This window comes from Desulfitobacterium chlororespirans DSM 11544, from assembly GCF_900143285.1.
In the GTDB taxonomy this organism is placed as follows: domain Bacteria; phylum Bacillota; class Desulfitobacteriia; order Desulfitobacteriales; family Desulfitobacteriaceae; genus Desulfitobacterium; species Desulfitobacterium chlororespirans.
Map to the genome: position 1 here is coordinate 208,807 of NZ_FRDN01000003.1, position 23,938 is coordinate 232,744.

General features: G+C 43.2%; 13 protein-coding genes. 1 reads left to right on the top strand and 12 read right to left on the bottom strand.

What is annotated here, in order from left to right:
• Positions 1-142: 142 nt before the first annotated feature.
• Positions 143-349 (bottom strand): hypothetical protein, encoded by a 207-nt coding sequence (locus tag BUA14_RS00945; RefSeq protein ID WP_072770858.1) that lies wholly within the window; start codon positions 347-349, stop codon positions 143-145.
• Positions 350-454: 105 nt separating this feature from the next.
• Here BUA14_RS00945 and BUA14_RS00950 point away from each other — a divergent pair, with 105 nt between their 5' ends.
• A complete protein-coding gene (locus BUA14_RS00950; protein ID WP_026184197.1) occupies positions 455-667 on the top strand; it encodes a helix-turn-helix domain-containing protein in 213 nt (70 codons plus the stop codon).
• A 342-nt stretch (positions 668-1,009) separates the two neighbouring features.
• Here the strand turns inward: BUA14_RS00950 and BUA14_RS27720 are convergent, their stop codons facing one another.
• From BUA14_RS27720 to BUA14_RS01005, 11 genes are all read right to left on the bottom strand, one after another.
• Complete coding sequence (locus BUA14_RS27720) at positions 1,010-1,177, bottom strand: hypothetical protein (protein ID WP_015942922.1); 168 nt, start codon at positions 1,175-1,177, stop codon at positions 1,010-1,012.
• Between the two features lie 569 nt (positions 1,178-1,746).
• Positions 1,747-2,601 (bottom strand): hypothetical protein, encoded by an 855-nt coding sequence (locus BUA14_RS00960; protein WP_207649518.1) that lies wholly within the window; start codon positions 2,599-2,601, stop codon positions 1,747-1,749.
• On the bottom strand, positions 2,598-3,518 hold the full coding sequence (locus tag BUA14_RS00965) for a DUF488 domain-containing protein (protein ID WP_178371583.1): 921 nt from the start codon (positions 3,516-3,518) through the stop codon (positions 2,598-2,600). The genes BUA14_RS00960 and BUA14_RS00965 overlap by 4 nt, the downstream gene beginning before the upstream one ends.
• Before the next feature lie 236 nt (positions 3,519-3,754).
• Positions 3,755-6,226: a restriction endonuclease-like protein gene (locus BUA14_RS00970; RefSeq protein ID WP_072770860.1), complete on the bottom strand. Its 2,472-nt coding sequence runs from the start codon at positions 6,224-6,226 to the stop codon at positions 3,755-3,757.
• On the bottom strand, positions 6,201-8,867 hold the full coding sequence (locus tag BUA14_RS00975; RefSeq protein ID WP_072770861.1) for an MrcB family domain-containing protein: 2,667 nt from the start codon (positions 8,865-8,867) through the stop codon (positions 6,201-6,203). The genes BUA14_RS00970 and BUA14_RS00975 overlap by 26 nt, the downstream gene beginning before the upstream one ends.
• Before the next feature lie 162 nt (positions 8,868-9,029).
• Positions 9,030-10,712 (bottom strand): hypothetical protein, encoded by a 1,683-nt coding sequence (locus BUA14_RS00980; protein ID WP_072770862.1) that lies wholly within the window; start codon positions 10,710-10,712, stop codon positions 9,030-9,032.
• Positions 10,709-12,445 (bottom strand): hypothetical protein, encoded by a 1,737-nt coding sequence (locus BUA14_RS00985; protein WP_072770863.1) that lies wholly within the window; start codon positions 12,443-12,445, stop codon positions 10,709-10,711. Before BUA14_RS00985 ends, BUA14_RS00980 begins: the two co-directional genes overlap by 4 nt.
• A gap of 46 nt (positions 12,446-12,491) precedes the next feature.
• Positions 12,492-17,294 (bottom strand): RecQ family ATP-dependent DNA helicase, encoded by a 4,803-nt coding sequence (locus BUA14_RS00990; RefSeq protein WP_072770864.1) that lies wholly within the window; start codon positions 17,292-17,294, stop codon positions 12,492-12,494.
• A 310-nt stretch (positions 17,295-17,604) separates the two neighbouring features.
• Positions 17,605-20,364, bottom strand: a complete 2,760-nt coding sequence (locus BUA14_RS00995) for an AAA domain-containing protein (RefSeq protein WP_072770865.1) — start codon at positions 20,362-20,364, stop codon at positions 17,605-17,607.
• A gap of 89 nt (positions 20,365-20,453) precedes the next feature.
• Positions 20,454-22,610, bottom strand: coding sequence for a DEAD/DEAH box helicase (locus BUA14_RS01000; RefSeq protein ID WP_072770866.1), 2,157 nt, complete (start codon positions 22,608-22,610; stop codon positions 20,454-20,456).
• On the bottom strand, positions 22,607-23,938 hold the full coding sequence (locus tag BUA14_RS01005) for an ATP-binding protein (protein ID WP_041272228.1): 1,332 nt from the start codon (positions 23,936-23,938) through the stop codon (positions 22,607-22,609). The genes BUA14_RS01000 and BUA14_RS01005 overlap by 4 nt, the downstream gene beginning before the upstream one ends.

Here is a 23,938-nt window from a genome sequence, read left to right on the forward strand (position 1 = left end):
GACCCGGTCCTGCCGTTTTAACTTCCTTTGCACACGAGCCACAGATTGTCATTTATTCATTCGCCACGTCCCCTAATCACTCAATACATAGATTATCTTATATTATTTTGGTGATCACGAAATCTGTGTATGAATAAAAGCTTTACCGTAAAGGTCGTTTCTCTATGTTTTTAACTGTATCCCCAACATGCTTGGATTGATTGATGTTGTAAACTTGGAGAGCAATGGTCTCATGCTTCTGACACTGCAAGTACATCTCCTCAGTCTGGCGCTGAACATCCTGAAGTTCTTCAATAATATCTGTAATCTTGTTGAACAAAATATGATACATCTCGCTGTAATTTGTCACCAGTAATCACCTCAAAAATACTCTCCTCTACATATTATGCGTTTTTCGCATAAAAATCAATATGCGATTATTGCATACTATAGAATGAGCTCGAGGTGATTCATGATGTATCAACGGTTGCGCGATTTACGGGAAGACCGGGATCTGACTCAGCAGGATTTGGCAGATTTACTTAAGGTGAGTCAGGCGACTTACTCCAGGTATGAAAGCGGGGCACTCGATATTCCCAGCACTTCGCTGATAAAGCTTGCGCGGTTTTATAAAACCAGTGTTGATTATTTGCTGGGGTTGACGAATGATAGGAAGCCCTCCCGTTGAATTGGATCTCGCTTCGTTTTATAATAATGTTCATTACAGTTGGCGGCAGACTTAAACGGTAAGCCTTAATACTATAAATAATACATTAGCGGCCAAAGGCCCGGTTTAATAGGGAAACTTATTGAACTATACCCCAAACCGGTACGGAAAGGCAAGAGATAGGCGTTGTCCCAGAAAGGATGACGCCTATCTCTTTTATGCTGATGACCGCTCGAGCAATGCTGCATAGGTATTCCGGTGCAATAGACAGTTCAAACATGACATGTCCCCAAACACGACAACGTTGTCGCGTTTGGGGACAAATCCGATTTCCGTGTTTTTGTGATTAAGTCCAAAACTTTCTTAGTCATAATCACAGCCTTCATCTTGAATGACCACGGCTTTGCTCTCCGGAAACGGCTCTCCATCCATGAATTCGGTTTCTCCCTCCTGCTGTGCCTTTAAAAGGAGATCCATAGCATCAGCAACTTTAGCCGCCAGTTGAAAATACATTTTTTTATAGTCCGTCATTCCAGTCTCTACCCCCTATTTCAAGCAGCGGCGAGGCTCCGGGCCTTGACCCGGTCCCGCCGTCTGCTTTGATAGGGGAAATTAAAAAGCACATGCGAGGTTTTTTCACCCTACACATGTGCCATGCTTCGTTATCTGCTGAATCCTAACACCTAACCCCAATCAACCGAAAACAAACCGGCTGTGAACAGAAAAGCGGTCCGCATAATCGGTATGCGAACAAACCCTTTCCGCTGGCTGGGTCAGGAATAGGTTGAATCTATTGCTGCGTGAAGCCGCACAGTCTGCTCTGTTCCTTACCGACACCTTACCTTATTACAGTCACTTCACCCGAGGCACAGGCGCTTCGCTTGTGCGGAAAGGGGCGGCATTGTATAATAAGGATGTCGTCGTGGACAGCTGGACTGTTACGTGTAGGTGCTCTCGTCACCTGCTCGTGCCTGAGGGTGCTGCAACACTCTTAGGTCACGGCGACTTTTTAATTTCCACCTAGTGTTAATTATAGCTGGTTTGGGAGGAATTGCAAGGTGTGGGGGAGGGGGAATTTTCTTCGCTTTCCATGATGAATATTAGATTCCATCAATAAAATCAAACAAACTCATCTGCTGATTGGGGGAGGGCATCGGCGGGTAGAAGACGCCAACGATAATAAATGGGTTGGGGGCGACATTGTGGAACTGTTTTGTTGTGCCTAGAAAGAAGTACGTATCATGCTTTAAGAACGTATCAAGATATTTGTTTTTAACCTTTGCAGTTGCTGCAGCTTCATTATTACCTGCTCTATACAAACAATGCCGGTAAAGCATTCCGACTTCCCAGTCCTCAACCATCATTTTAGATTGTTTGCCGGAATCGTCCTCGAACCGATAAGAGAACTTGTATGGTACTTTCTGCACGACTTTGAACTCTTCCTCGATTTCTTCAATAGTCTTGAACAAATTCAGTTGCTGAGACTGACTTTGCAGGCTAGCCAGTTTTTTGGGGTCCCAGTCCCGATCATCTGACTCAATCACAAAATCGAGTATCTTAGTCGGCTTGAATACAGCAAGGGATGTTCTGGAAGGCGACTTTGCCTCATCGATCAACCTCTGTAAATTAGTGTGAATTTGCTTGTTATTGAAAATAACCCTGCGCCGCTCATCCCAGTTTACCTTTTTGGGTTTTGGCTCGACGACCATTGTCGATATGTCGGGGCGATAGGACTCAGGGCGAAAATCTGAAGTATTGCGCTCTGCATTAACCTCCACCCAAGTGTACTTGGGGTACTTCTGGTCGTCGTTCAGCAACCTAAAAGGCATGGGATAAAGGCGAATCCAAGAGCCGTCCTCAAGAACGCCAGCGGTACAGACCAACTCCGAGTATTGCTCGGAGATAGTCGGGTATGTTTTGACCAAGATGTAAATGCGCTTCTTTTCAAGCATCATAGGTCTTGGCTCCTTACTTGGTATGTTTTAGCTATATAGTCTCTGATAACGTGCCGATGGCACATTTCGGGCTCGCGTTCAAAGCACATCAGAGCAATGCGGGTGTTTGTACGCAACAGCGTATAGATCCCCTCAAGAAATTCATTACGGCGTGGAAGAGTTTTAGCGTAATCCTCAAACAAACTTTGGAATTCCTCTGCCGTTTCAAGGGAGCTACGCTTATCGGAATCAATGCCAAGGTCGGGAATATGAACATACCTTATTCCGACTGTCTGTGTGATGTGTTCGAGTTTCTTTTTAGAAAAGCCGAACTTACGGCTAAGAGGGTTCTTCCGGACATCGCACAATAATCGAATATCGTTCTGGATTAAGGTGTTGATGAATGCTTCAATACTCTTGCCTTCATAGCCTATGGTAAACAAGACCTGCCCCGTCTTAGTATAGGCTTGCTTGCTGTTATTGAACCGCTCCAGTTCCTCACCGTGAAAGAGTTTCTTGGTGATTTCGCTGTTTATGGCATAATACGGGTATTCACGGTATGCTCTGCGGATAAGGGCATTGCCTCTCTCTGGTGCAATTCGGAAAGAAGCTCCTCTCGGAAAATCACCAAAGGCTTTAATCCTGGTACTATCTTGCATATATTCAAGGGTCGCGAATCCATCCCGCTGGAGGATATCCAAATCCTCTTTCAGCTGAAATGAATACGAGCCAAACTTATACGGAACGAACTCGTAAAAATCTGAACCCTCGGTCATCGTGTGGAGGAACACCAATTTCTGCAAATCGGTAGCTGTCACACCGTCATTAAGTTGGCGGAGGAACGCCAATAGAAAGCGTTGGCGCTTATATGTGGGTTGATTGCTTATCTCACTGATTTTTTCACACCTCCTTCTTTTATGTATGGTCTCCTGATTCAAATACTGTTGGTACCGCATCTATTTTAATACTACCGAATCCTGTTCAAAAGCACAAGCAAAGTCCAATTCAGGTAAGCTGTCGAACTCATCCAGCGCAGCTTGGTAGATCGTTCAAGAACATACGTTCTATTGGTATTTTACACCAAAGACACTCCTTTGACAATAGATAACAATCGAAAAAAATAGCTTTAATGATTTTTCTCTCCTTGTCACTCAATCCCCAACGTTTTAAAATATCACTCCACCTCATTGGAACAAATATCCTTGAAAATTCTCCGGAATACAGCATTGGGCTTTCGTGAGAACTCCTCAATTCCATACTTGCCGCAGATTTTTCCATCTTTGTAGAGATCAATACTGCCGTTTTCAAACATAATCAGTTGATTATTGAATTTGAATCCCAACTCATTATCTTCGTCATTAATTGTCGTATGATTCGCCAACCGCTTTAGCTCAGTATACAGCCGATACTCAGCCTCGGAGCGAATAGACAGCTCCGGAAGCTCCGAACTGTGCTGCAACAAAAAAATATTCGTCAAAAGGCGCGCGAAAAAACCCTTCTCCTTCGGCCGAATCGGTTTTGCGAGTTCTTTCCATTCCTTGATTTCCAAACGATAGTAAAGGTCCTCAGAGTTTTTGGGGATTTCATGGATTTCCGATCGCTTCACAGGAATACACTTTGTCACCTCTCCATAGTAGCGAATGCCGACATCCCGGCCGAACAATCTTATGGACTGATAGATGGCGACATAACGGATCGGGAAACTGTTTTCATCCAATCTCGATACCGGAATATGATAAAACCGATGTTGCAAGCATATTTTCAACTGTGCCGTGTTACTTAAAGTACCGACCAAAACATCGCGGACGGACCAATCAGTTCTTGCCAACTTTTCTTCGATGCCCCGTGGCAATGGCGCACGCTCAAAAGCAGATTCCGGCGAATCGGAGATGAGCTCGTCTAGCATTTCTGTCACCATCTTTGTAGCAGATGGCAGAAAGGGAAGACCGCCGATGTTCACTTTGTCGATGCTTTGATAGAAACGGTGGTGGCGATATTCTTCTTCGTTGCTGTAGGGAAAGAGAACATAGGCGCCAAACATGGTACGTTCGAAAGGTGTGGCTCCGTTACGGTAAACGATAGCATCTCGGTAGCGGTGCATCGTGTTGATGTCTCCGACCTCCGGGCCAGGGCGTTGGGAAATCGTCTCGTAATAATCCGATCCGGGCAAAGCCGGGTTGATCCGATATTTAGCGTCAAATACATACTCATATTGAACACTGGCGCCTTTTTTCTCCAGAGTCAAGACATTATCCGGCTTCTGGGTAACGGTGGGCACATCCATTTTTTTAGGGTTATAGGAAAGGGTGATGGTTTCACCTGTATGGGGATTACGGTATTTCACCTTTGAACCGCATCCTTTGACCAGAGATACAAAAAGGCCGTTTCCCTGAACTTTGATAATATCTTGAGAAATCAACTCATACCGGTCCTTCATTAGGCTGTTCAGCTTAATAAAGCACCAGTATTCGTAAAGAAGGGCCAGATCTTTTATGGAGATATTAAACACGTCACCACTGATTGAAAGGCCTCGTAGAAGCATCAGGTAATATTTGTATAGATCCCGATAGCCTAGCGCCATGGAAAAGACAAGGGACATGTTGGAAGAAGCTTCGCAGGCAGTGATTTTCGCGAGGAATGATGTGTGGCAACGGCGATTTATATTTCTGATCATATCGTCGATCTGAGCTATAACGGCCTGATCCTCTTCGCGCTGCAAATGCAGGTAATTCCTTCTAAAGCTCACTAGCTTTTTTGCGGTGGATTCCAATATGTATTTTGCCAGGCGATTTTCTTTGGTGTCGTAGGTAACCTGCTTTTTCACGGCAAGGGCGCGTCCCGCTAGAATTCTCCCGTTTGATACGACGACCTGTTCCGGATGCTTCTCTAGCCAGCGAATGGTTTGCGAATCAATTCGATTGATCTTATAGTTGGGAAGAACCTCGTGTGTCGTCTCCAGCACATGATGGGGCTGTGCCAAGATCATATCGATCGCCTTTAAAAAGTCCGTATAGATTTTTCGGATAACAGCAAAGAACTCCACTGGGCTGTTGTTTACACGGTCACTTTGCTGATAGCCAAGGTAGGTTTTCTTTAAAAGATCAAAAACGATATTATAAACTTCCTTGGTAACATCTTCCACAATGCTTTTGTAATCATCTTTGTAATTGATTTTTGTGGGGAACACCTCAATGACGATGCGAAGATAGTTAACACCGTCTACTTGGATAACCAAGTCAGAAAGGCCGATCTCATTGCCAAAGTTGATAATGCCAGACAAGATTTCGTGATGACGACTCGCACGGGTTACTTTATTGCGGACGTTCAGATTATCGTGCCAGAAGGCTACCGTGTGCCCATCCATTGCCTCAATAATCAACTCATAGCGCTGTTGTTCGTAAAAGAGAGGAACGATCGTATATATACCAGAATAGATGCTGTTATTAACCGATAGAACGCTTGGCTCAGCACATCCTTGCAAAGATAACTCATACTCTTCATAGCAAAACACTTTAAAGGTTGAATCTTTTTCACTATATTTTGCTTCCTGAAAGTTTGGATGTGCCGCCCGCCCTTTGATGATTAAGCTAACTTTATCTGTTTGGATATATACCAGTTCATTAGAGCCAGTATGAAGTGAATCCATCTTCTTCGTATCTCCTCACCATGAAGGCAATCTTCTGGGCACTTTGTTTGTATTTGCAATTCGCTCTCTGGGCCGCTTTGTACATCTTTGAACCGATATTATGGTCTTCGGTTTGGTACCCTTCATAGTCACCGGCACAATGCTTAAAAAGCTCACAAAGCATAGTTTTGATGGACGCACTGCTCCCTTGGATGCGTGGCAAAATCTTTTGCATGATCTCATTGTCCAATGCATCGTCCCAGTTAAGCAGTTCGTCGTTTTTGTTGTTGAGCATGTAAAAGACGATTTCATCTCTTACGCGATAGCCTACATGAGTGTTTGAATGTTGTAAAATACTATTGATCCTCTGAAGCTCTGTGCAAAGCTCATTTACGAATTCCGTTTCTGTTGCACATTGGGAAAGCAACAGATATTTTGTCTTCAAAAAAGTATTCGGCAGGTCTTGGGCTCTTTCATTTTCTGCCTCTTCTCCAATCAGCTGCGGCAGCAAATCCACATACGAGAACTCTATCGTATTGGCTCTATCCAAAACCTTACGACTAAAGGGGAAGGTCGTCTCATCCATATTGACGGTACCAATAATGTATAAATTCTCCGGCAGGGAGACCTTTCCATAACGCCCGTTCGCATCCGAATCAGTTCCAAAGTAAGTATCCAGTACGAGTCGCTCTGACACAATCTTCCCAGAAGAATCAAAATCACGGGTTTCTATAATTGACAGCACGTCGCTAAAGTAATATTCAACTCGGGCCAAATTCATCTCGTCCAAACATAGAAAATAGGGATGTGCCGAATCAATCTCTGCCTTTTTCACGAAATCTATAATGGCGCCAGGAACAAATTTACCGTTTAAGTCCAGATGCCCAAATAGATCAGAGGAGTCGGACCAGTCTGGGCGGACTGGTACCAGCTTATATCGACCATTCGCAGAAGTTGCGCCTACCGCTTCTGCGAATAACTTGACCAAACGTGTCTTACCCGTTCCGGATATTCCGGCGAGAATAACGAATGGCTTGGATTTCAGGCTTAGATAGAAGTTTTCAATTAGGCCGTCATTATAAGAAAACCCTTTTGCTGTAATATAGTTTTTGATCCGGCCTATTGTATCCTTGACTGACATTTCTTCTTCGCCTCCCACTACCATCTGCCCTGTTAGCTCTTCAATTGAAATATCAAAATAGGGCTTAAGGATGTTCTGCTCAAATGGGAATAGATCGTTTTCAGGAACCCGGATACAGGTCGAATTATCATTGGGCGCCCACCAATAGGATTTCCCACTATAAGGTATTTGCTCTGTGGCTTTCGCTATCATTTCATAGGGTCGACCAAACCAAATTTGTCCTTTTTCAGGGCAAGGAACGAGTTCATTTGAGGTAAGCCTACATAAATATTGAACACTGTTGCCATAGCAAAGGTAAAATACATCCCCAGCTTTCATGTTTTCCATAAAGTCATCGCTTTGTGACACCTTTGAACGACCCTTTTTCTTTGTATCAGCTGCGACCACGGCCAATCTTTTTTGCTCGTAAAATGCTTTTTCCTCGCTTGTGAATACGGCGTTTCCATGCGAAATCTTCCAAAAAGACGGCATCATGCTTGGGGTAGGTTCTCCGCTTTGCAAAGCAACATACTGCTGATAGATATTTAGAAGTTCAGATAGATCTTGGCGAAGAACCTCTTCACTTGGAACTTTCCCTTGCTCGTACTTTTTAAAACAAATACATCCGGCTTCATACATCTGTGCTAATGATGGCAAGTCATTTCCTAAGGAGATTGAGTTGCTTGTTTCAAAGTCTCCACAATCAACACTGGAGATTACCTTTTGCGCAACTTGACGCATCTGTCGGATGGCTTCTACTTTGCCCATGCTGTTACTTAAGTCTGTGCATCCCTGGTTCAAAGTCAAGTATAGTGTTTTACCATCAGCTGAAAGTAAATAGACAATATAAACCCCATAGGTCGCAGATGTAGTGACCCTAGGGTCAAGGATAGATACCCAAGGCACAGTTGCCCAGTTTCCCTGTCCAACACTCCCTTTGACCAGATACTTGTCTCTGTCGATGATGGTTTTATATAAGGCCTCCACTACACCTTGACGGAAAAGCTTTCCCATGGCGTGGTTTGCAAATGTCTCGTTTTTGCTATGGATATACTCATTCAAAATGCGGTCAAACAAATCATGCAGGTTGGTGGTACTTTTTTCGTCAATCCCAGAAAAGTACAGTTCTAGTTTGGTGTCTACCAGGGCTCGAATGTCTTGCAAATCTTCCTGGGATAACTCCTGAACAAGTTGCGGGGCCAAATAGAATTGATCTTTACCATTGGCATCCTTGCGTTGTAGAATATATTTTCTCTCACTGATGTATTTAAATGGGTTATTGAGAATGATGGTATACACATCTTCAATAGAGCTGGTCTCAATGTTGGCGATGCGAGCATCCACATCCTTGTCCGGAATTTTTCCGGCATGTTTTCTTTTCAGGTAATATTCTCTAAACTGGTTTGAAACCTTATGTGCTGAGGCATAGCCGCTTCCATCCATAAGCTCAAAAAAGCACTTATAGAACACTAACTTGTAGGAGCGAGAATAGTTGTTTAGGCTGTCAGGTTTACCAATATAGCTTAAGAATTCTTCTTTCATAGAATAGATCTCCTAATGAAAATTTTGTGTTGCGATGGGAGGTCAAATTTACTTTTTTCCTTTTCAAAATTCTTGTTGGGGAGGTGCGCCCATAACCAAGGCATCAACATGATGTATAGCACTCTTACTCAAAGATATATTTTAAAAAAGACGTAACATGGACTAATTCTTATTTCCTAATCTCCTCCATAAATGCACTGGTACTGGTATTCTATAATGACGACAAGCAACCAAAATTATTGGCAAAAAGCTAAGCTCAACTGCTGATAGCTTCTCATAATGTTCAGAATATCGGCATTCAGAAAAAACCTCTTCTAAATAATCTTCGGCAGAACGTTCAATACAGACATTCGCCAAAGTAGAACCATGAGCATCGTTATTGGTATAGAATAGTGATTCAGAGTTTTCATCAGGGTACCATAATTGAAATGTACAATGGTTAAGTTCAGATTGTTTGAAATTTTGGATTCGGTTGTAAAGTTCTGTTTCTCCGAACAAAGCTGCCCAAAGAGCAATCATAGGATATAGGATACTTCCTTTGGTTATCTCTTTCCGGAAAGCCTCTTCGTGCTTCTGTGATCGTTCTAAAAGCTCGCTATAATTTTGTAAATTGCATGGATATTGTTGGTATGTCAAATAAGCGAATTCTGCTCTATCTGCAATTTCAGAAAGCCATTCTACTATATAGTCAACATTTCTTTTACTCACAGATAATAATAGAACAGCTAATGAAATATCAATGGCTTGATCATCCTTTGTTGGCAAAAACAAGGTTGGATTATTACGAATCAGCTGTCTAATGCTAGAAAGGCAAATTACTAATAATCGCTTCATTTCAGGATAATTCTTACCAATCAATGCTATATTCCAACATACCCATATTCCACCTAATGCTACTCGCCCTAAGATATCAAATAACTTTAAATTCACATCCAAATCAGAGGAAGGACGAACCGCAACGGATAGAGCATGTAGCTTATTTGCATGTGGCAAGATTTTTTCTAAATACTCAATTGTAATTTGTTGATATAAGCTTAATACAGAGGCAAACGCTGTTTGAATAGCCTCAGCTGACTTTGTTGTTTTTGGAATATAGCCTTTAGATATTTCCCAACTATGTAATAAAGCAAGCTCACATGAAAGATAGGCTGATTCAAGATTCCCTGCCTCACGAGCCCAAACAAACAGAATCCACAAGCAGATATTAATCTGCCTAATGACCATAAGCTGATCGTTTTCCTTGGTACTTTGAATACTCGTTAAGGAAAAAATCAAAGTCGAAAAGTGTTTATACGAAGCCACTGGTTCATCCAGCAAGGCAAGAGATTTTCGCAATTGTGATCGAGCGTTATTCGGCAACAGTTCTTCACGTAAAAAACCCTCTAAAATCATCGAGGCCAATTTATCCCCGTTCCATTCTTCAAACGAGATATTATTTTGCATATTCTTTTTAATATATCCTTCTACTTGCGGCCTTACTTGTTCTTTAATATCTCCGCCAAAACAAAGGCAAATAACAATCTCCTTATTCTTATGTTCACTTGGCATGCGATTTGGAATATAAGAATCAAGAATTTCATTTAAGGAAGGACGCAAGGCCTGAATGGCTTCTCCGTCCCAGGAATTACGGGTTAAATCACCTTGCTTAATTGATAAGAGATAAACCTTTTCTCCCTTACCATCAAGATTACCTACAGCTGCAACATCAACCCCATCCTGTCTGGTTCCCCTACCTGGACGAGAAAATACAATTAACCCTAGCTGACTGAGCAGATCAGGAAGTATTGCATCAAGTTCGCTTCGTTCTTTAAGTGAGGCTAAATATTGTTTAATAATCAGCTTCATTGATTAATCCGCTCCGTTCTAAATACTCTTAGCATATAGTCCACCCCGAAAGGGTCAATGTTAACTATCCTTGGCATTTCCATTTCTGTGCTATGACTGTGTAATGGAATTTCCATCCGCTTAGGCTCTCCGCTTTTTTCGTATATATAATTGATTGACTTACGACCATAAAGCAATATGGACTTGGAAACTAGAGATAAGAATACTGATTCTTTTTCTGCTTTTTTCATTGACTCAGACAGAAGCTCTGAGAAGTATCTTTGGTATGCATTTTTTTGAATTTGAGATGGACGCAATTCGAATATTTCTCCTGTTGTGTGTAAATCATTGAGGTAATCCTCCAACATTTTCAGCGTATTGTTTACAACTTCCTTTGATTCATCGGCTAAATGTACCAATTGTTGTTTTAAATAATCTCCTACTTTACCAGGAAAGTTTATTAATAGAGGATCAAATAGAAGAGCCGCTAATTCTTGCTTTATTTCATTTTCTTTAACTTGAGGGATCAAGGAAACGAGCAAACTGGTAGCTGTAATAGGATTATAGAACAAATACCCAATTCCTTTTCGAGCTAGAAAAACTATAGTTGCAGCATTATTAGCTTCAATTTCTTTTGGATCAGCCTCTATTGTAGCATTTGTTTGCTTAATAATTTCACTAATAGCTTTACATAATATCTTTTCCCCTTTTAATAGCCACCTGGTGCCTACATTATTTAACTTATTTTTATTTTCTTGCTTGCGAAATATAGAGATAACGCTATCGAACTCATCGAACATTGACTCAGGATTATTTAAAAGCAGCTTTTCCATAAAAGGCAATCCTTTATCGTAATTACTTTCCAGCAAATTACTTAGAGCGAAATCCAAAATATTCAACGTTCCCTTATTTTGAAGATTAACTTTCCAGAGAACAGAAAGCAAAATGTCTACTAGTTCATCAGTTAGTTCTTTCTTTTCAAAAGAAAATAATTCTGTGGCGGCATGAAGGGCATAATCTCCTCCTTTTGATAGCGCTGTGCTAATAATATGATAATAACGTTTCTCCTGCTCCTGATTTTGTCTAAATAAGGAAAAACTTGATCTAATAATATTGGCTAGGACTATATCATCATCCTCTTGACTTACAGAATACTCTAAGGCAGCCAATCCTGATTGTAGAAGAATAATATTATCTAAATAGTTGATTCTCCCTAAGGCAAATATCGCTCTTCTCCTGATATTGATATCTTCGTGTGTTAAAAAGCGAACTGCTTGATTATGATAATATTCCAAGTCAAAATCAGCCCCGGCAACAATTACTGATACTAACAAATCTGCCAATGTCTCAGCAGAGGATTCAATATATGCGAGTGCCTCCTTGGGCCGAGATGAGTCAGCTTTACAAAAGTCACCAAATGAACTGATAATCGTACCTGCCGCTCCATCTTGTCCAGCTTCTCTTACTAAATTTAAAACACATTCCATAGCTGAGAAAACGGGAGCATTGATTTTCGAAAGTAGTTTCTCTAAGATATGTCGAGTACGAAAAAAATCTCTTTCATGACCGGGAAGATTTTTCAATGATTTAAATGCTTCAACAACATCGATTGAACCTTGATTATGAAGGTCAATTAATAACTCATAAAAATCCAAACTTTGATCTTGATAGTTTTCTACAGAAATTTCGTAGATAGTCTGTAAAAATTTGTTCTCGTGATAGACTTTAATAATTTCATCTTGCAAATTTTCCATACGTCTCCCGCTTCTCACCTTTTAATTTAAGAATTACCCTATCTCCTTACTCCCTCTCAAAATAAAGCTCAGGCAGCACAATCCTAACCTCCTGCTCTGTCCCTTCCTTTAACCAATAGACAATAAAACGAATTCTTGCCTTCCCAGAAGTATAGCCTCTCTGCCTAATCGATTCCAGCTGGTTCCTAAACTTTTGAGAGAATTTCAGTACCAGCTGCTCGGCAGAATTGCGGCATCCTTCCCCGTCAAACGTCAGCTCATCTCCGCTGGTCAGCTTGTTAATCCGCTGCTGATGCTGAGGATAACAAAAAAAGTCCAGCCAGATATCCTTAAATGTCAATTGCCAGGCCAAGAGACGGGGCGGCAAGTGCTCCTCTGAATCTTTAACTTGTTCAAGACCCTCCGCTGTGATCCTATCCAGATAGTTTCCGTTGTAGTGGATGGTCAAATTGCGCTTAGCCCGGGTCATGGCCACATACAGCTGTCGTACCGCTTCCTCTGTGCCCAGGCTGAAGTTCTCTAGCATTAGGAAGACATTATCAAACTCCCTTCCTTTAGCTTTATGGATGGTTGAAACAAAGATCGTTTCGCTGTCTCCCCCCAGAAAATCTTCAAGCTTGGATTCCCGGATAAAAATTTCCAGATCGGATTTGTACTTGAGTTTGGGGTGAACAACCTCAAATTCTCTAATCAGATTGACGCAGAGCTCATAATTCAAGCTGCAGGCAAACCGTTCTTTTAGCTTGCGTTTAGCACTGTTCCAAACCTCAACGCTGATTGTAAATATTCCCTCGGCCAGACCCAGCCAGCTAAGAAAAAAACGAACTTCCAGAAGGTTGTACAAACTAAACCCGTCATTGGATTGAATCAGCTTGGCCTGAAGACCGTTTTTCACCAACAATCCCGTGATCTGAAGCGCTTCTTCATTGCTTTTGGTTAAGATACAAGTCGTTCCTGCCAACTCTGCCGAGAGGATATCCTGAACCAAAGGGGTGATGAGGTGATTGCTGCAATAGCATACCAGCTTTATTGCCCCCAGATCACTTTGATGCGCGATAATCGGCGTATCTTTCAAGCGTAGAGGGATTCTCTCGGCAAACTGGTTGCTGAAATCCACCAGATTGCTTTTACTACGGTAGTTTTCAACCAGTTCATACAGTTTGGCCCGCTTTTCCAGGATCAGATTCACCATATACTCAGAACTGGCACCTCGGAACTCATAGATATTCTGGTCATCATCCCCTACAGCAATGACCCGCATCTCTTCATTCCGATCCATCAAAGCATTGATTAAGGCAAACTCATGAGCATCCATGTCCTGAGCTTCATCGATGACCAGAACAGTTTTCGTTATTCTACCTGGCTCAACATCCCCGTTCTTAATTCTCTTGATGGTTTCCTGAATGATCTCATCGGATTTTTCCAGGGTTCCCACTTTTCCCAGCAAATCAAAACAATAGGAATGGAAGGTTTTGATCTCCACGTAATTGGCCGCATTTCCGATCAGGTTCAGCAAACGCTTCTTGAATTCATTAGAAGCTGCCCTGGAAAAGGTCACCATCAATAGTTGTTCATGCTTCACGTCCTCCATGAGGAGCAGGGAAGCCAATTTATGCACCAGAATCCGAGTCTTACCGCTTCCGGGCCCGGCTGCTACAATAATATGCTGGGATTCACGATCATTGATGATCTTCAATTGAGTGGGTGACAGTTCCCCAAAAAGCTGTTTGAATTTGGCCGGGGTAATATTCCGCTTAATCTCGTTTTGCCGGCTGCCCGGAAAATATTTATTTAAAAAGATACTGACATTGAGCCGGAAATAATCATCCACAAATTGTAGGGCCGCTTGATAGTCCCGAATCATCTTCCGGGCATATTCACCGACGATATGTACTTGCTGCACCTTGTTTTGGTAAAATTGCTCCAGCTTTTGATAATCCTCAGTTTTATAATTTTTGCGGTTGTTCTGCTCCAGGCGTTCAATGGTCAGTCCCTGATAGGTGATCATAAAGCCACCCTCGATCTTGATGGCTTCTATTTTGCTCAGGTAATAAAGAGCATCCTCAATTTCCTTGACTGAAGCCTGGCTTCTGAATAATGTCGACCGGTTTTCATATTCTTCCTTGAGCTCTAGTACAGAGAATTCAACCAGAACCTCATCTTTTTGACCTTCCTCCACGGAGATAGAATTGGTTTTGGCAAAAAGATATTCCAGGATGAACTGGGCCAGCTCATAGCGCTGCTCCAGCTTAGCCTCCAGAATCTCCTTTTCCTCAAGGGCCATGACAGCGATATGGTTTCGAGAATGGGCTGCGGTCTGACGTCTAATCCAATTTTTGATGGTCCAAAAATTGAGGATGGTTCTTAGCTTGCCTGGGGTGGCCTCAGAGCAGCCCTTCTCTTCGGCCTGCTCGTTAAGCTCCTTGATGTGAAAAACGATCTCCTGGTTTTCGATCACCGTCAGCAGAAATTTCTCGATCTGGCAAAAGGTTTTGAGGACATTCAGGGAGCGGTTGCGGTTTTCGGATTTCTTAATGTAGGCCGCCAGATCTTTATGATCAGCCAGGACCTTTTCTTCCCGCAGCAGATTGACCACTTCGATGACTTCCCCTTTGGGAATGCCTAAATGGTCGGAGATATAATCCACCCTGGATTCCGCTTCTTCATCTGTCAGGTGTTTTCCGCTCTTGCTGGAAAAAAGCTTCTTGATGATCCGTACAGCCTGCCCTCTCTGCCGTTCGTCCATGCGCCGGGATTGCTCAATTTTCTCCAAGGCTTCTATAACCGTGCGAGAGAGAATGCTGTTGGCAAAAATCCGCGGCACATTCTGGCCCCGTCTGATGTAGCCGGCTTCTTCCAAAGCGGTGATCGCCGTCTTAACCCGGGTTTCGATATCCATGACGGTATCGTCCCAACCGGCTTTGCGGGCAATCTCCAAAGCGGATTGGGAAACCCGGGGCCGGAATCGGGTCAACTCTTTAATGGCTTTCCAGACCTGTTGGATTTCCTGGATGCTGAGTTTGGTTTGATTCAGGAGGACAAAGTGTTTGCTCAGATCCTCATCATTAAACAGGACATAGCAGTCGGCAGAGATCTCTTCATCCCGGCCCGCTCTCCCTGCCTCCTGAATGTAATTCTCCAGGGAATTGGAGATCTCATAGTGAATGACCATGCCCACATCTTTCTTGTCCACCCCCATGCCAAAAGCGGAGGTTGCCACCATGATCTGGACCTGACCCTGAATAAAGGCATCCTGGTTGGCCGATTTTTCCTGCTTATCCATCTTGCCGTGATAAGGCTTCGCCTGATAACCGTCTTTGCTCAACCGTTCCGCCAGAGCGTAGGCGGCATGAGTGCGGGTCATATAAACGATGGTGGGGCATTTCTTCCCTTCCAGCAAATCCCGCAAGGCATTGTACTTTTCTTCTTCATTCTTCTCAAACACTTCGTAGCGCAGATTAACCCTGGAGGCATTAGCTGAAAAAACCTCCAGATCAAGGGACAGCTTCTCCTGGAAATAGCTCCGGATATCTTCAATGACCTTCTGTTTGGCGGTGGCCGTAAAGCAGGAGACCGGGATGCCTTCGCTTAGGCCCTTCTTTTCCTGCAGGACTTTGATGAAGTCTCCGATATACAAATAATCCACCCGGAAATCCTGGCCCCAGGCTGAAAAGCAGTGGGCCTCGTCAATCACGAAACGAACCACATTCCGGCCCAGGAGCAAACCCTCGATGGTCTTGGAGCGCAGGGACTCCGGGGAAATATACAAAAGAGATGCCGAACCGTTTTCCACCCGTTCATAGGACTTGGCTCTTTCGATGGGATCAAGCAGCCCATTGATGGTCACGGCCTCGGTGATCCCCGCTCGTTCCAGATTATCCACCTGGTCTTTCATCAGGGATTGCAAAGGGGAAATCACCACAGTCAAGCCTTTAGTATTGACTCCACTCATCAGAGCCGGAACTTGAAAGGTGATAGACTTCCCGCCCCCGGTAGGAAATACTGCCAACAGGGATTTGTTGGCGACAGCCGCCTGAACTGCCTTTTCCTGCAGCGGCTCTCCGCCATAAGCCCGATAGGCACTGAAGCCGAAAAAACGCTTCAGGCCTTGATGAATGTCCAAAGCTTCATTGCAGTAAGCACACCCCTCCAAACAGGGATTGCTTCTTAGTAAAAATATGATCCGTTCCGCAGCCGGGTAGTTTTTCAAGACCCAGGGCGGGGTTATGGAGTAGCGGTCAGTGGCATTGAGCAAGGCCAGGCAATACGCCAGCTCCACCGGGTATTTATCAATGAACTTGGCCAGATCCGCCTTGGCACAGATCTTGCGCTGAAACTTTTCCCGGATCAGTTTCTCAAGAAATAAGAAGTTTCCCTGATAGCCGATGAAGTGAAAAAAGGCACTGAACTCTTTTTGGCCTTTCAAAAGCATATAAAAAATGACCTTGAGAGTGGAATCTGCCTGTTGAAAAGTGGTAACTTCGTCAAAGAAAAGGTCTCTGGCTTTGATGGAATCATTGAGGGGGTTGTTGGCGTCTTCCGTTTGCAGTTTATCGTCCTTAAGCAGAGCATGATAAGGACGGTTGGGGAATAGAAGCGGGGAAAGGTAGAGAGTGTCGATAATTTTGGCAGTATTAAGACTCGCGGCATGCAAGGTATTTTCCAAGTATCTCAGATCGTGATTAAGGATGTTATGCCCGCAAAGATATTCGCTTCCTTTCAGGAAAGAGGCAAAGCCAGCTACTGAATTGGAGTGAAAGGTACTACCATCGCCTTTTACACTACCAATATCTAGTATTTTTTTGCTTTTCGGATCAATTTCGGTGTCGATAAAGGTGATCAGCTTCATCTTTTGCTCCTCTAGAATATCTTTTTATTTCCTCTTTGCTAATTGCTAATAAGCAAAGGCTAAATACCGTGGACAAACGAATAGTAATCGGTTCACTTATTTTAAAGGATCGTAAGTTCAAAACACTTGTATGTCAAGGCGAAATTTATCAAATTTTGTCATTCAAATAAGATTTATGGATAACTTATCATAGGAATCCGATAATTCATGGAAAATAAATTCTTACTTCTAAATTCATCGGGAATTTCCATTAATAATCCCAAAGCTCTACCACATTACTAATAAATTCGAGGAAGCCCCTATGCTCACTTTACTTTTGCACTGCCTCCAGAGCTGCATCTAGCTCTCTTTTTATTTTTCCTTCTTCGCCGCTGTAATTGGTAGGGAGCCTCAAAAGCCGAAAATCATATTTCCGCATAATCTCATCCTTAATAGCATCCTTCTCCAGCTGTGCAGGATTATTTTCATGAAAAGCAAACCCATCCACCTCAATAATAAGAACAGGTTGCTTATTCTGCTTATGGAAAATGACTATGTCAACAGATGCCCTATTGTCAACATAGCGCAGTTCCTGAGGGGTAAGCCTTTCCGTGGTTTTGAGCAGATTTTTCACCATGACCTCCGTAGTAAAGCTCAAATTATCATACTGCTTTTCCTTAAGAATATCATCTAAAAGTGTATAGATAATGTTCTGAGATTTATATCTAGAGCGATGGGTCAACCTTTGACTGAAAGAATTCAGTTTCGCGGAGTATTCTTTGTATAAAAGATCAAATACAGAGACAATTTCGCTTTCGATTATATTTTGATCTAGCGTATTGTACTCAATGTAGCGAATCAAATCGCCGATTTCTTTTCCTTGCCGATTAAATAAAGAGTGATCGGTCACTAGCACAAACTGTTTGATTGCTCTGGATACGGCAACGTTGATTTTGCACGGATCATCCACAAAACGAAGCCCTGACTTGCCGCCCTTGGTATCATCCAAGACCGTTGACATAATCATGACCTTCTTTTCCCGTCCCTGATATTTATGAATCGTGTCACATTGGATTTCTTTCGGGAGCATTCTACCGGCTGCGCCTACCTGTTTGGCATAAGGCGTCGTAAAACCGATTTCCTCACTATCCTGAGCAATACTGGGATTCTGCAATATCTCTTGTACTATTACGTCTATTTCTCTTTGATTGTATTTTCCTGGCTTCGCTCCGGTGGTGACATTGCGCATATGATTGCCTTCTGCGGTACGATAGAGAATTAAAGGGTTTTGCTCCATATCTTCTTGAGTAAAAGGAACCAAATAACCGTTATAGTACTTCTGATTGCAAAACTCAATAATTTTGGGGTGGCAGCGAAAGTGCTCTTTTAGCATTACCTTGGGGATACCCAACTCTCCGTACAAGGAAAGAATCGAGGATAAGATATTATGTTCAAAATAATTAAAGACAGGTTCAGCAGCTTGTTTTGACAGCTTGCTGATAATTTTCTCATCAACGATTTGCGGCAATTGTTTGGTATCCCCAACAATAATGGCATTTTTGCAGCAGGAAAGCGCCAGTACACCTGTCAATAAATTGACCTGGGAGGATTCATCAATGATAACATAGTCCAAAAGGTAATTTTCCGGGAGTGAATAGCGCAGCGAATAAGTCGTGCTAAGGACAATAGGAAAATGCTCGATGAATTCAGCAAACTTGGCTTTATAGTTTTTGATTGTAAACTGGGCCGGCCTTTTATTATGATATTTTTTAGCCAATTTCTGCTTAAATAGCATTTCGGAAAGATGCTTATGTTGTTTCAGCAATTGATCAAAAGAAGCGTGTTCCAGCTCCTTTGCCAATTCGGCCTTTTGCTTAATCAGAGACTCTATCTTTAATTGATAGAATTTCCGCTGCAGGCTGATGACCAGGTCCATGTCATTCTCTTGAAGGGCTTTAAAATCCTTAAGCCCATAGGAAAACAACAACTTGATTTTATAAAGGAAACTATCCGTCGTTCCTCGCTTATTCGCTATATAACTATCGGCTAAGAAGGCAATTATTTTCTCAGGGTTAGTACGATAAAAAGAAAGTTTCTGAATCTCTGGAATGTCTTGTTTCTCATAATATGCTTCAAAATGCTCTTGTTCCGTTAGGTAAGCGGAAAGTTGCTGCTGAATTTCAGCCTTCCGAAGGTTAACTTTAAGAAGGTGATTAATTTGGGTATTTAGACTAGTGATCTTTGCCGCTAGTTCCTCTTCTGGAATTTCGCAACTCCAGCCCTGCACATTGCCTTGGGGCATATTATTGAAAAAGGCTTCTTTGTTCTTATTGCTTCCCAAAGCGGCGACTAGGAAACCATAGCCTTCTTCCTCTAATTTGTCTCTCACATTTTTAACTGCAGCATTGTTATCGGACACCACAGCCACCGTTTTGTTCCGGGTAATTAAATTAAGGAGAATATTCAGGATGGATTGGGTTTTACCGGTTCCCGGAGGACCCTCAATAACGGTAATATTGCAGGACAGCGCGTTCTCCAGCGCTTCCTTCTGTTCTAAATTAAAAGGGAAAGGAAAGATAAGGCTCTGGAGATCGGGGCTATGTTTCTGTAGCGGTGCTTTATTGATATAACTGCTAAGAACGCTTTCCGGGCTGACAAATGTAAGCTTATCGAAGACTTTCTCTAAAAAAGATTCCTCTTCATCATCAATAGGACTAAAGTGCGCAATCTCTTTCCAGTATTCCAAAATGTCTTTTCCGGTTTTATCTATGCCATTACTTTTTATGCTTAATTCCTTTTTGCTGAAAACCTGACCTTTACTTTTGTTTCTGAATCTAACCCTTACCAGCGGTCCAAAATCCAAGATAGATTCAACATCATACAACGGTATATTCCCGCTATAGGCTACTTTATCTTCCATATCAATAGTCTTCGGATTTTTGGCGATAAAGACGTTCTCACGAAAATAGGAATATGGAAAAGGATTATCCTTAAATGTAACCTTTACCTTGCGTCCGTCAGCCTTAAGGTCTTTGACCTCTTCAGTCTTGTCTTCGCCTTTTAAACAGATTAAGTAGTCATTTGGGTTCATTGATTCCATATCCTTTTTAAGTATTTTAGCTAATTGACAAAGTAACTAAACTTCCCCATCTCATTCATTAAAAAGATCTAACGTAGATTTTAAATATCAAACGCCAATCTTAATTCATTTAAATCCAGATAATCATGCCTAAATCCTTTCCTGAGTAAAGATGGAGGAATAAACTCGTCATACTTTTCTAACTGTGGAGCCTCATCTTCTTGCATGAGTTGCTCTGTATCAGCAGTGGCGGCGATGACTTCTTTCAGAAGCGAATCAACCTCAATTGTCGTACCGCTCTTCGTGCTAAACGTAAGAAAATAAGGAGAAAGGCCGCCAACATTCCGTATTTCGTATAAATCAGCACCTCTATAACGCAGGCACCTCTCCAGGGTCCGATAAGCTACTGTTCCCAACCAAGGGAATAGGCAGTAGCTATTTCCCCCTAAAGGGAGAATATTAGTTTTTAAAATTCCAGCAGCTCTGGCTAAATTTCGTGCTTCACATAACCGCTTAACCGCACCGGGCTGAAGGTATGAATAAATAATATCTTCCTCCAATACCTGCTTCATCCGCTGTAAGATTCTTGAATGAATAGAACCTCCCCCGCCGTTCCAGGTGCTACGGACCTTCCCTTTGACTGATCTCGCGTAAACCGTTCTGCGTTTAAGATCAATCTCCATGACCTCCCAGGTACGTCCAGCTAAGGCAAAACGCTCCCCTTTAGGCGGTGGTGAGAGAATGCTGCCGATTTCTTTGGATTCATCCCGTACCGTAAATTCTTCATTGTCTGGGAATACCGAGTAGAAACGGAAATTACGCACCACTTGTTCTCCGGTTAAGCCCACCAGTAGTCCCCGTTCTTCTGTTTGCTCAATATGATCAATTTCGATCAAATAAAGTAAAAGCCGCCTGAAATCCTCACTGGAAATGTTCTTAAAAGGACTCAAGGTTAACACTCTTTGTGCCAATGCCGCCGGTACCAATTCTCCCATAGCCGCCAGCGTGCTCATGGTCTGATGATAGAGAAGGCTGAAAGGATAATGCTTGGGGCTGACCGGCTCGATCCAGCGCTCTTCCAAATACAGCTGAATAATGGCGATAGCTTGAAGAAGGGACCAGGGAAGCTGATTAGGCAGCAGGTCATTTACTTCCTCATCTTCCTTGCACACAAGCCACATTTCCGAAGGAGTACCCCGACGTCCTGAACGTCCTAAGCGCTGAACGAAGCTGGAAACGGAAAAAGGAGTTTCCAATTGAATAATGCGTTCCAGATATCCCAGATCAATACCTAATTCTAACGTAATGGTGGCAGCCGTAACACAAGGTTCCGGCGATTCCTTCATGGCCTTCTCCGCCGCTTCCCTCAGGGGAGCTGAGATACTTCCATGGTGAACATGATAGACATCCGGCATCCGTTTGCCTTCGGCCAACTGGCGCAACGTCGCCACCGTGTACTCCGCCTGCTCCCGGTTGTTGGTAAAGATTAAGCACTTTCTATTTTTGCTCTGATCAAAAATATATTGGTCATAGAGGGACATCTTTTTCTCTTCATCCAAATAAAAATGCTCCACCGCCAGACGAACCTTCTGCTGTCCCACTTGAACTTTCGGAGTGATTGTCCTCTTCTCCGTCCCGGATGACAACCACTTTTCCGCTATGGCATAATCGCCCAAGGTTGCGGAAAGGCCGATCCTCCTGGGCTGGTGGCCAATCATCCTGGTCAGCCGTTCCAGTTGGCAGAGAATCTGGCTGCCCCGATCCGTCCCCATAAAGGCGTGGACTTCATCAATAACAATAAAGCGGAGATCGGCAAACAGTCGCAAGATATCAGTACTGCGGTTGATTAACATACTCTCCAAAGATTCCGGAGTGATTTGGAGAATTCCCTGGGGGTTTTTCAACATCTTATTCTTATGGCTTTGCGAGACATCCCCATGCCAATGCCAGACCGGAAGATGGGCCTCTTCCAATAGATCGCTGAGCCGGGCAAATTGATCATTGATCAAAGCTTTTAAGGGGCCGATATAGAGAGCACTAATACTTAAAGGCGGACTTTCGTGCAGCAAAGTGATGACAGGTAAAAATGCTGCCTCGGTTTTCCCCGAGGCAGTACCGGCAGCCAAAAGTAAATGGCTTTCAGATTCAAAGATAACCCGGCAGGCCTCTACCTGCACAGCCCGCAATTCTGTCCATTGATGCTTATATATGTATTCTTGGATAAAGGGCGCCAGTCTGTAGAATGGATTTCCACTCATAAAGTAAACTCCGCATACTCATCATCTTGACTTATTTGCTCCGGATCTTGATCTGCCGCCTTTAGCTTGAAATCAGGACCATATAAAACTTCACTGAAAGAAATCTGGGGATTCTGAAGCAAGATATTTAAAAGCCCCATAAAATCACGAACTACCTCTCTCGGTGTTAAAAGTTCGTCGGCACCCATCCGTCCGGCCACCTCCTGCATGAAGGCCAGCATCTCCTGATCCGTAATACGGGACTCATATCCATAATGCTGCCCATGAACTTCAACCAGACGTTTTAAGAGCACAAAGATTTCTTCATGGGTCAAAGTTTGCAAGCGGATAATTGGTCCGAAAAGATCCCGCAGGCCACCTTGGCCAAACCTGCTCTCCGCTAATCTGGAACGTAGAGCCTCATAGCTGTATAACCCTCTGCGCTGATCCTCCACAAATTGAGGGGTACCACCTAGAAGGATACCAAGATGCTGTGCCTTGCCCTGCATGGTATCATTGAACATGGTCAGAAGCTTTTCATAGTTGCTATGTCTGGCTACACTGTTGCTGATTTTGTAGAGATTAACGCCTTCATCAATAAAGACAATTAATCCTCTATATCCTATATGGGCCACAAAAGCTGCCATTAATTTAAGATAATCGTACCAGCTTTCGTCATCAATAATCATCTGGACCTTTAAAAAAGCTTTAGCCTCAGTCTTGGTGGCAAATTCGCCCCGCAACCAGCGCAATGCAGCAGCCTTTTGGGACTCATCGGCTTGACGATGGCCATTCCAATAAGCAATCACTGCATTGGCAAAGTCAAAACCATGTACCATTCCTGACATATGATTTACCGCCTCAAAGATTTTGAGTTCTACAGCTTCACCAAAACCATTATCCTGAGGACGCAGCCCCGTATCCTTCATGACCTCCATCTGGATTGCCCCAATCCATTTTTCTAGAATTGAGGTTAGGGCACCACCATCCGGCCTGGTTTTGATGGATAAATTGGTCAGCAATTCCCGGTAGGTAGCCAGACCCTGCCCTTTAGTCCCAGTGAAACGGCGCTCCGGTGATAGATCGACATCAGCGACGACATAATTCCTTTCCATGGCGTAATTACGGAGTGTTTGCATCAGAAAACTCTTGCCACTTCCGTACCTCCCCACAATAAACCGGAAAGAGGCCCCGCCTGCTCCTACATTTTCCAGGTCACCTAAGAGGGATTCGATTTCTTCTTTTCTGCCCACTGCAATATGCTCCAGCCCGATCCGGGGAACGACTCCCGCTGATAAGGACTGTATCAATGCGGTGCTGATTCTCTTTGGTATTTTGACTTGACTCAT